This window comes from Synechococcus sp. OH2 (assembly GCF_047462155.1).
Lineage (GTDB): Bacteria > Cyanobacteriota > Cyanobacteriia > Thermostichales > Thermostichaceae > Thermostichus.
Window position 1 is genome coordinate 6199 of sequence record NZ_JANSIR010000090.1, and the last position, 9930, is coordinate 16128.

Consider the following 9930-nt stretch of genomic DNA (forward strand, 5'->3'; position numbering starts at 1 on the left):
GGGTCTCCGGGAGGTGGCGGCCACAGGCGGCAGCCCCCTGGATCACCTCGTGCATCAGCGTTTCCGCCAAAGTGCGGGCCTCAGAGTCGCGGATCATTTGCTGGGTATCGGCATTGAAGATCACCGAGAGGCCGTTGAAGGGAATGTTCCAGACCAACTTCTGCCAGCGGGCCAACATCAGATCTGGAGAAAGGGAGGTCGGGATCCCGGCCCGTTGAAAATCCGCTTGAACTTGTTGAAGGCGAGGCGTGATCCCCTGGGGCGCATAGCCAGGGCCGTATTCCGCCAGCAGCACCGAGCCATAATCCAGATGACGGATGTGGCCGGGGCCAACTTTGTTGGAGCTGATGAAACAGAGGCCACCCATGATGCGCTCAGGGCCAACGCAGTTGGCAATCTCCGGCTCTGCCCCTAGTCCATTTTGCAGGAGGATCACCACACCCTTCTCGGCCAATACGGGCGGGAGCAACTGCGGCAGCAGGTGATTTTGGGTGGCTTTCAAAGCCACGATCACCCCTTCGCAAGGGGGCATGTCCTCCACTGCTGCGTAGGCATTCACCTGCGGCAAATGAAAATCCCCCCAGCAGGACTCTACCCACAGCCCTTGCTGGCGCACATGGTCGTAGTCGCTGTGGAGCAGAAAATGCACCGTGAAGCCAGCCTGTTGCAGTTTTGCCCCGTAAAACCCTCCCAGGGCGCCTGTGCCTAAGACAGCGTAGCGACGGGTTTCCGGCAACACAGTCATAGGGCGAAAGTCGGCAGATTATCCCCACCATACCGCACCCCAGGGGCGTCTCAGGCTCACTCTCTCCTGTTTTCCTCAGGCTTGGCGTCGATCAACAACACCCGCTCCTCGCCGTCGGTTTCCCGCAGGTGCACCTTGACGATCTGCTCAGGGGCCGTGGTTAGCTTGTGGCCCCAGTAGTCCGGTTGAATGGGAAACTGGCGGTGGCCGCGGTCGATCAACACAGCCAGGCGCACCCGCTCCGGTCGCCCAAAGTGGTTGAGGGCCTCCAGAGCCGCACGGACGGTGCGACCCCGGAAGAGCACATCGTCCACCAGCACCACTTCTTGGCCGGTCAGATCCCGCGGCAGCTCGCTGCGATTGGGAGTGCGCAGGCCGCCGGAGCCCAGGTCGTCGCGGAAGAAGGTGATGTCCAGCTCCCCTACCTGCGGTGGGCTCCTGAAGCCGGTGGCGATGCGATCCCGCAAGCGGTAGGCCAAGGGGACGCCGCGAGTGCGAATGCCGATCAACACCAGCCTGTCCAAGTGGGGGTGATCCCTGCCGATTGCGGTGGCCAGAGCGTCGATCAGCTCCGCTATCTGCTGCGCATTGAAAATCTCGACTGTGGACATGGATCCCTGTCACCCCCTCGCCAGTTGGGACTCAGCTTATAAAAGCCCAAGTTAGCCCAATCTGCCGGTGGGATCCCCATCCGGTAGGATAAAAGTAAGAGCAGTCCCAAAGCCGTGGAGGTTTCCGGGAGGGATCCGCGATGTCTGTTGCTTGGCCGGCTTCTGGTTTGGTGAGACTGTCCTGGCTGACCCGTTTCCTGCGGGGTGCAGTGTTTTGCGGGCTGATCCTGTGCCTGGGCGTCGCCCTCTTGGGATCCCCGTCCTGGGCAGAAGACTACAGCAAGCGGGATCTGCAGGGGGCGAACTTTGCCGGACAAGACCTGAGCGGCTGGAAATTTCTCAAGGCCAACCTGCGGCAAAGCGATCTCAGCCACGTCAAAGCGGCAGGGGCGAATCTGTTTGGGGCCAACCTCAGCAGAGCCAACCTGCGGGGGGCCGATCTGCGCGGCGCCACCTTGGACATGGCCAATCTGCAAGGTGCCGACCTGCGGGAAGCCCAACTGCAGGACAGCATGATGTGGCTGGCGCGGGTGGAAGGGATCCAGATCGAGGGGGCGGATTTCACCAACGCCCTGATCCGGAAAGATGCCCTTGCCATCCTCTGCGAACGGGCCAGCGGCGTTAACCCCGTCACCGGGCGGGCCACCCGCGACACCCTCGCATGCGACTGATCCCTCACCCCCAGCCCCTCTCCCTGAGGGAGAGGGGGGATTGGCAGCCCAGCAAAGAGTCTCTGGGGTGGGGAATAGCTGTGGCTAGGGACTGGGGGCAGCCGCCTCAGAGCGGGTGGACTGGCGCTGAAACTGGTTGAGAAGAGAGTTCCAGGCCAAGCGGGCCATTGATAGCAGCCAATTGCCCTCCAATTCCTTGAACAAGTCCATGTTGAGCTGGAAGGCGTAATTGGCTTCCGCCACAATGCGCTCGATGGTTGCCTGATCCAGCTCCAGCGCGTCCAACTGAGCGCGATAGCGCTGCTTGAACTTGCCCTCATGAGGGATCTGCTCGAAATCGTAAAAGGCGGTGCCTTCCCCCGGCGGCAGGCCCATGGCCCGGCGGGCGATGTTTTTCAGGATCTGGCCACCCGAAAGGTCGCCGATGTAGCGGGTGTAGGCGTGGGCAATCAGCAGAACCGGATCCTTTTCCACCACTTCTCGAATGCGGTCGACATAGACCTGGCAAGCTGGAGAGGGCTTGACCACAGCGCGCCAATTGGGGCCGACAAAATAATTCAAATCCTTCTCCAGGCTGGCCTTGCGCCACAGCTCCGGGTAGTAAAGCCGGCCCACCAGCGGGTGCTCTCGCAACTGCGTGAACCCCTCTTCCAGAGCGCTGTAGACAAAGTAAAAATTGCCCACATAGCGGCTGTAGGCTTTTTTATCCACCACCCCCTTGAGGAAGCACTTGATGAAGGCCATATTCTCGGCCATGGTGTGGGACTGCTTGGTGCCCTCCCGCAACTGAACAGAGAGGCTGGCAGGCTGGTGTTTTGGTTGCAGACTTTGACTCACAAAATCCTCCTCGCCAAAAACGGCTGCTTGTGTCTAGCTGTTTTCAAAAACATCAATAAAAATAAAAGTCGCCCTGGCCTGAGAGGCTGCGTAAACCCATTTCAACCCCTTCTCATCTGGATGGATGGGGATCCCCTCTGGTCACCGCGACGCAGACCAGAACCCCCACCAGGCTGAGCGCGCCCTCCAACGACTTGACCTGGCCTCCAGGCCCACCCCACTTTTCCGAGCCCTGTTGACGACCGGCAAGCAGAGTTGGAGCAGCAGGTGACTGCCCAACAGTCAACGATTAGAATAATCTGCCTGAGTGTGAATGGATGTGAACAATCCTTAAGGCAAATTGGGGAACGCTCCTGCAACCGCGGCCCAAAGGGGATCCCAGGCGATCTGGCGACATTCGCCGGACAGGCACTCGAGGGAGCTGGCCATCTCCAGCCCTTGTAACGTTCGTTGACGATCGTTGGCAGGGTTTCTATAATTAGAGACCTGACTGCAGCGCAACCCCTGCCGAGCAACGCATGACACAATTAGCAGTGCCATCCCCTGCCGCTTCTACCTTGCCTGACCTGGTAGAGATTCAGCGGGAGAGTTTCTTGTGGTTTTTGCGAGAAGGGTTTGAAGAGGAGCTCCTCAGCTTTTCCCCTATCGTCGATTACACGGGCAAGCTGGAACTGCACTTTCTGCCGGAGTACCGCCCTGGGGATCCCTCCAAAGGGTATAAAATCAACAAACCGCGCTACGACCCGGAGGAAGCTAAGCGACGGGATGCTACCTACCAAGCGCAAATCCGGGTGCCCACTCGCCTGATTAACAAAGAGACGGGCGAGATCAAGGACATGGACGTCTTCATCGGCGAGCTGCCTTTGATGACGGATCGGGGTACCTTTATCATCAACGGCGCCGAGCGGGTGATCGTCAACCAGATCGTGCGCAGCCCCGGCGTCTACTACAAGTCGGAACTGGACAAAAACGGTCGCCGCACCTACAGCGCCAGCCTGATTCCCAACCGGGGCGCCTGGCTGAAGTTTGAGACCGACAAAAACGGCCTGGTGTGGGTGCGCATTGACAAAACCCGCAAGCTCTCGGCGGCAGTTCTGCTCAAGGCTTTGGGCCTGAGCGACTCGGAGATCTACGACAGCCTGCGCCACCCCGAATTTTTCCAAAAAACCATGGAAAAAGAGGGGCACTACAGCGAAGAAGAAGCCCTGATGGAGCTGTACCGCAAGCTGCGGCCCGGCGAGCCTCCCACTGTGTCCGGTGGGCAGCAGTTGTTGGAATCCCGCTTCTTCGATCCCAAGCGCTACGACCTGGGCCGAGTAGGGCGCTACAAGCTGAACAAAAAGCTCAATCTCAACGTGGCGGAAAATGTGCGGGTGCTCACCGTCACGGACATCTTGGCCGTCATCGACTACCTGATTAACTTGGAGTACGACATCGGCCATGTGGACGACATCGACCACCTGGGCAACCGCCGCGTGCGCTCGGTGGGCGAGCTCTTGCAAAACCAAGTACGGGTGGGCCTCAACCGCCTGGAGCGGATCATCCGCGAGCGCATGACGGTCTCCGAGTCAGAGAACCTCACCCCAGCCTCGCTGGTCAACCCCAAACCCTTGGTGGCGGCCATCAAGGAGTTCTTCGGCTCCAGCCAGCTCTCCCAGTTCATGGATCAGACCAACCCGCTGGCGGAGCTGACCCACAAGCGGCGGCTGTCGGCCTTAGGCCCCGGTGGCCTGAGCCGGGAGCGGGCCGGCTTTGCCGTGCGGGATATCCACCCCAGCCACTACGGACGCATCTGCCCCATCGAAACTCCCGAAGGCCCCAACGCCGGGCTGATTGGATCCCTGGCCACCCACGCCCGCGTCAACCAGTACGGCTTTATCGAAAGCCCCTACTACCGCGTTGAGAACGGCGTGGTGCGCAAGGATCTGGGGATGGTCTACCTTACCGCCGACGAAGAGGACGAATATCGCGTGGCGCCGGGGGACGTGCCGGTAGATGCCGAGGGCCGCATCACCGTCGATCTGGTGCCGGTGCGCTACCGCCAGGAATTTACCACCGCTCACCCCAGCGAGGTGCATTACGTGCAGGTGGCTCCGGTGCAGGTCATCTCAGTGGCCACCTCCTTGATCCCCTTTTTGGAGCACGACGACGCCAACCGCGCCCTCATGGGGGCGAATATGCAGCGGCAGGCAGTGCCTCTGCTGAAGCCGGATCGGCCTTACGTGGGCACTGGCCTGGAAGCCCAGGCGGCGCGGGACTCTGGCATGGTGGTGGTGTCGCGCACCAGTGGCGTGGTGACCTATGTTTCTGCCGACGAAATCGTGGTGCGGCCAGACGACGGCGGGGATCCGATTGTTTACCGTTTGCAGAAGTACCAGCGCTCCAACCAAGATACCTGTCTCAACCAGCGCCCTCTTGTCTACGCGGGGGATCGGGTGGTGCCCGGGCAGGTGCTGGCGGACGGTCCGGCTACCGAGGGGGGCGAACTGGCCTTGGGCCAAAACGTGTTGGTGGCCTACATGCCTTGGGAGGGCTACAACTACGAAGATGCCATCCTGATCAGCGAGCGGCTGGTCTACGACGACGTCTTCACCTCGGTACACATTGAGAAGTACGAGATCGAAGCCCGGCAGACCAAGCTAGGGCCGGAAGAGATCACTCGCGAGATTCCCAACGTGGGGGAAGATGCCCTGCGCAACCTGGACGAGAACGGCATTGTGCGCATTGGGGCTTGGGTGGAAGCCGGCGATATTTTGGTGGGCAAGGTCACTCCCAAAGGGGAATCGGATCAACCGCCGGAGGAGCGGCTGTTGCGGGCCATTTTCGGCGAGAAAGCCCGCGACGTGCGGGACAACTCGCTGCGGGTGCCCAACGGCGAGCGCGGGCGGGTGGTGGATGTGCGCATCTTCACCCGCGAGCAGGGGGACGAGCTGCCGCCAGGTGCCAACATGGTGGTGCGGGTTTACATCGCCCTCAAGCGCAAGATCCAGGTGGGGGACAAGATCGCGGGCCGTCACGGCAACAAGGGCATCATCTCCCGCATCTTGCCGATTGAAGACATGCCCTACCTGCCAGATGGCACCCCAGTGGATGTGGTGCTCAACCCCCTAGGGGTGCCCTCCCGCATGAACGTGGGCCAAGTGTATGAGTGCCTACTGGGCTGGGCAGCAGAGCACCTAGGGGTACGCTTTAAGCTAATGCCCTTCGATGAAATGCACGGCTTGGAGGCTTCCCGGCTGACAGTGGAGGCCAAATTGCGGGAGGCGCGCGAGAAGACTGGCAAGGACTGGATCTTCAACCCTGAAGGCAAGTACTGTGGCAAAGTTCAGGTGTTTGACGGCCGCACGGGTGAGCCTTTCGACCAGCCGGTTACGGTGGGCCGTGCCTACATGCTGAAGCTGGTGCACTTGGTGGACGACAAGATCCACGCCCGCTCTACTGGCCCCTACTCGCTGGTAACCCAGCAGCCCCTGGGGGGCAAGGCGCAGCAGGGTGGCCAGCGCTTTGGCGAGATGGAGGTGTGGGCTCTGGAGGCGTTTGGGGCGGCCTACATTTTGCAGGAGCTGCTCACCGTCAAGTCGGACGATATGGTGGGGCGCAACGAGGCCCTCAACGCCATTGTCAAGGGCAAGCCCATCCCCCGACCCGGCACGCCGGAATCCTTCAAGGTGTTGGTGCGGGAGCTGCAGTCTCTCTGCCTGGATGTGTCTGTCCATAAGGTGGAGGTAGACAGCGATGGCCAGACCCGCGATGTGGAGGTGGATCTGATGGCCGATGTCTCCAACCGCCACACCCCCTCGCGGCCCACTTATGAATCCGTTACATCCGAGGATCTTTCTCCAGGGGCAGGAGGAACCTTTACCTTAGCCAACCGCAGCCGCGAGGAAGACGAAGACAGGGAGGAGGAGGACGATTTTTGATTGATGCTGGGGACGGCTGGGATCCCATTCGGCTCAGGAGAGGGGGGGTGTAGTTCCTCTTCCCTTGCTTTGTAGGTGCTAGGGCAGCAAGTTAGGAGAAATGGCAATGGCCAGAACAGATCAGCGCTTTGACTATGTCAAGATTGGGCTGGCTTCTCCGGAGCGGATTATGGAGTGGGGCCAGCGCACCCTGCCCAACGGCCAAGTGGTGGGAGAAGTCACCAAGCCAGAGACCATCAACTACCGGACCCTCAAGCCGGAGATGGATGGCCTCTTTTGTGAGCGCATCTTTGGGCCAGTTAAGGACTGGGAGTGCCACTGTGGCAAGTACAAGCGCGTGCGGCACCGCGGCATTGTTTGCGAGCGCTGTGGAGTGGAGGTAACCGAGTCGCGGGTGCGCCGTCACCGCATGGGCTACATCAAGTTGGCTGCCCCGGTCACCCACGTTTGGTACCTGAAAGGGATCCCTAGCCACATCGCTACCCTGCTGGACATGCCGCTGCGGGACGTGGAGCAGGTGGTGTACTTTAACGCCTATGTAGTGGTGGATCCGGGCAACGCTCCCAACCTCTCCTACAAGCAGTTGCTGACCGAGGATCAATACCTCGAGATCGAGGATCAGATGTACGAGGAGGGATCCGAGCTGCAACTGCCGGAGAACTGGGCCATGATTGGGGCGGAGGCGATCGAACGCCTGCTCAAGGATATTGACCTGGAAAAAGAGGCGGAGCAGTTGCGGGAGGAGATCGCCAGCGCCCGCGGCCAAAAGCGGGCGCGCCTAATCAAGCGGCTGCGGGTGATCGACAACTTCATCGCCACGGGAGCCCGGCCGGAGTGGATGGTGCTGCGGGTGTTGCCGGTGATCCCGCCGGATCTGCGCCCGATGGTGCAGTTGGATGGAGGCCGCTTTGCCACCAGTGACCTCAACGATCTCTACCGCCGCGTGATTAACCGCAACAACCGCTTGGCGCGGCTGCAGGAGATCATGGCGCCGGAGATCATCGTGCGCAACGAGAAGCGTATGCTGCAGGAGGCGGTGGACGCCCTGATCGACAACGGTCGGCGGGGGCGCATGGTGGTGGGGGCCAACAACCGTCCTCTCAAGTCCCTCTCCGATATCATCGAGGGCAAGCAGGGGCGTTTCCGGCAAAACCTGCTCGGCAAGCGGGTGGACTACTCTGGGCGTTCGGTAATCGTGGTAGGGCCCAACCTGCGCATGCACCAGTGTGGCTTGCCCAAAGAGATGGCCATCGAGCTGTTTCAGCCCTTTGTGATCCACAAGTTGATCAAGCGGGGCATCGTCAACAACATCAAAGCCGCCAAAAAGCTGATCCAGAGCAACGACCCGCAGGTTTGGGACGTGCTGGAGGACGTAATCGACGGCCACCCAGTTTTGCTCAACCGTGCTCCAACGTTGCACCGCCTCGGGATCCAAGCTTTTGAACCAATCCTGGTGGAGGGGAGGGCGATTCAGCTCCACCCCTTGGTCTGCCCGGCCTTCAATGCCGACTTCGATGGCGACCAGATGGCCGTGCACGTGCCCCTGTCGTTGGAAGCCCAGGCGGAAGCGCGCTTGCTGATGTTGGCCACCAACAACATCCTCTCCCCGGCCACCGGCGCTCCAATTATCACCCCCAGCCAAGACATGGTTTTGGGGTGCTACTATCTGACGGCGGACAATCCCCACGCCCCCGACCTTGGCGATCGTTATTTTGCCAGCCTGGAGGACGCCCTCATCGCCTACGACCGCGGCGTCATCGGCCTGCACAGCAAAATCTGGGTGCGCTACAGCGGCCCGATGGAGTTGGGCAAGGAGGAAAAAGAGTCGGAGCCCCAGATTATCGAGGAGCCGGGCGGCACCCGCCTCAAGATCACCAACTACCGCCGCATCCGCGAGGATCAAGACGGCAACGTGATCAGCCAATACATTCGCACCACGGCGGGCCGGATCATCTTCAACAAAACGGTGCAAGATATTTTGTCTGCTTGAAGCTGCCCCTATGGACGTTGCCCTTGTCGATAGGCAGCTAGGATCCCTACCCCCTTGTCCAGAACTGTCAGAGTTATCACTGAGGCATTATGAGCGAAAAAGGACGCTTTTCCGCCGGTTTAATCCGGCAGGCCGCTGACGGCGCCAAAGCCGAGACTCCGCCGCCCCCTGTACCCTTCCGCAACTATCAAATCGGCAAAAAAGAGCTGCGCAACCTGATTGCCTGGTCATTTGCCCGCTACGGCACTGCCCGCACTGCCCAAATGGCGGATGCCCTGAAGGCCATGGGCTTCAAATACGCCACCCAGGCTGCCGTTTCCATCAGCATCGAGGATCTGCGCATTCCGCCCAGCAAGCGGCAGTTGTTGGCCCAGGCGGAAGCGGAGATCGAGGCAGCCACGGAGCGCTACACCCGCGGCGAGATCACAGAGGTGGAGCGCTACCAGAAGGTGATTGACACCTGGAACCAGACCAACGACCAAATCAAGGAGGAGATGCTCAGCAACTTCCGCCAGAACGATCCCCTCAACTCCGTATACATGATGGCCAACTCGGGGGCAAGGGGGAACGTCTCGCAGGTGCGGCAGTTGGTGGGCATGCGCGGCCTGATGGCCAACCCGCAAGGGGAGATCATCGACTTACCGATTAAAACCAATTTCCGCGAGGGCCTGACCGTTACTGAATACATCATCTCTTCCTATGGGGCCCGCAAAGGTTTGGTGGACACGGCTTTGCGCACTGCCGACTCCGGCTACCTGACCCGCCGCCTGGTGGACGTGTCTCAAGATGTCATCGTGCGGGAATCCGACTGCGGCACCGACCAAGGGATCCTGCTGGAACCCCTGATGGATGGGGACAAGGTGGTGGTGTCGCTGGAGGAGCGCCTGGTGGGCCGGGTGCTGGCTCGTGATGTAGTACACCCGCAAACCCAGGAGATCATTGCCCGTCGCAACCAAGAGGTAGATCACGACTTGGCCAAAGCCATCGTGGAGGCGGGCATCCGGCAGGTGATGGTGCGTTCTCCCCTCACCTGTGAGGCCAACCGCTCGGTGTGCCGCATGTGTTACGGCTGGAGCCTGGCCCACTCCCGTCTGGTGGATCTCGGAGAGGCGGTCGGGGTCATCGCCGCCCAATCGATTGGGGAGCCGGGCACCCA

Annotated in this window: 7 protein-coding genes; 4 read left to right on the top strand and 3 right to left on the bottom strand. The window is 60.7% G+C overall.

Annotated features, from left to right (window positions below; translation table 11 throughout):
- Window positions 1-745: putative 2-dehydropantoate 2-reductase (locus tag NW835_RS08090; protein ID WP_414415007.1), on the bottom strand; the 745-nt coding region annotated here is incomplete at its 3' end.
- Between the two features lie 56 nt (window positions 746-801).
- On the bottom strand, window positions 802-1356 hold the full coding sequence (pyrR, locus tag NW835_RS08095) for a bifunctional pyr operon transcriptional regulator/uracil phosphoribosyltransferase PyrR (RefSeq protein ID WP_414385062.1): 555 nt from the start codon (window positions 1354-1356) through the stop codon (window positions 802-804).
- 140 nt (window positions 1357-1496) lie between these two features.
- Here pyrR and NW835_RS08100 point away from each other — a divergent pair, with 140 nt between their 5' ends.
- Window positions 1497-2027, top strand: a complete 531-nt coding sequence (locus NW835_RS08100) for a pentapeptide repeat-containing protein (RefSeq protein ID WP_414364179.1) — start codon at window positions 1497-1499, stop codon at window positions 2025-2027.
- Window positions 2028-2111: 84 nt separating this feature from the next.
- Here NW835_RS08100 and NW835_RS08105 read toward each other — a convergent pair whose 3' ends face one another.
- Entirely contained in the window at window positions 2112-2864 is a 753-nt protein-coding gene (locus NW835_RS08105; protein WP_414364180.1) for a heme oxygenase (biliverdin-producing), read from the bottom strand.
- Between the two features lie 518 nt (window positions 2865-3382).
- Here NW835_RS08105 and rpoB point away from each other — a divergent pair.
- From rpoB to NW835_RS08120, 3 genes are all read left to right on the top strand, one after another.
- Complete coding sequence (rpoB, locus tag NW835_RS08110) at window positions 3383-6784, top strand: DNA-directed RNA polymerase subunit beta (protein WP_414370446.1); 3402 nt, start codon at window positions 3383-3385, stop codon at window positions 6782-6784.
- Between the two features lie 106 nt (window positions 6785-6890).
- Window positions 6891-8774 (top strand): DNA-directed RNA polymerase subunit gamma, encoded by a 1884-nt coding sequence (locus tag NW835_RS08115; RefSeq protein WP_414364182.1) that lies wholly within the window; start codon window positions 6891-6893, stop codon window positions 8772-8774.
- Between the two features lie 89 nt (window positions 8775-8863).
- On the top strand, window positions 8864-9930 hold a 1067-nt coding region (locus NW835_RS08120), incomplete at its 3' end, for a DNA-directed RNA polymerase subunit beta'' (protein WP_414415008.1).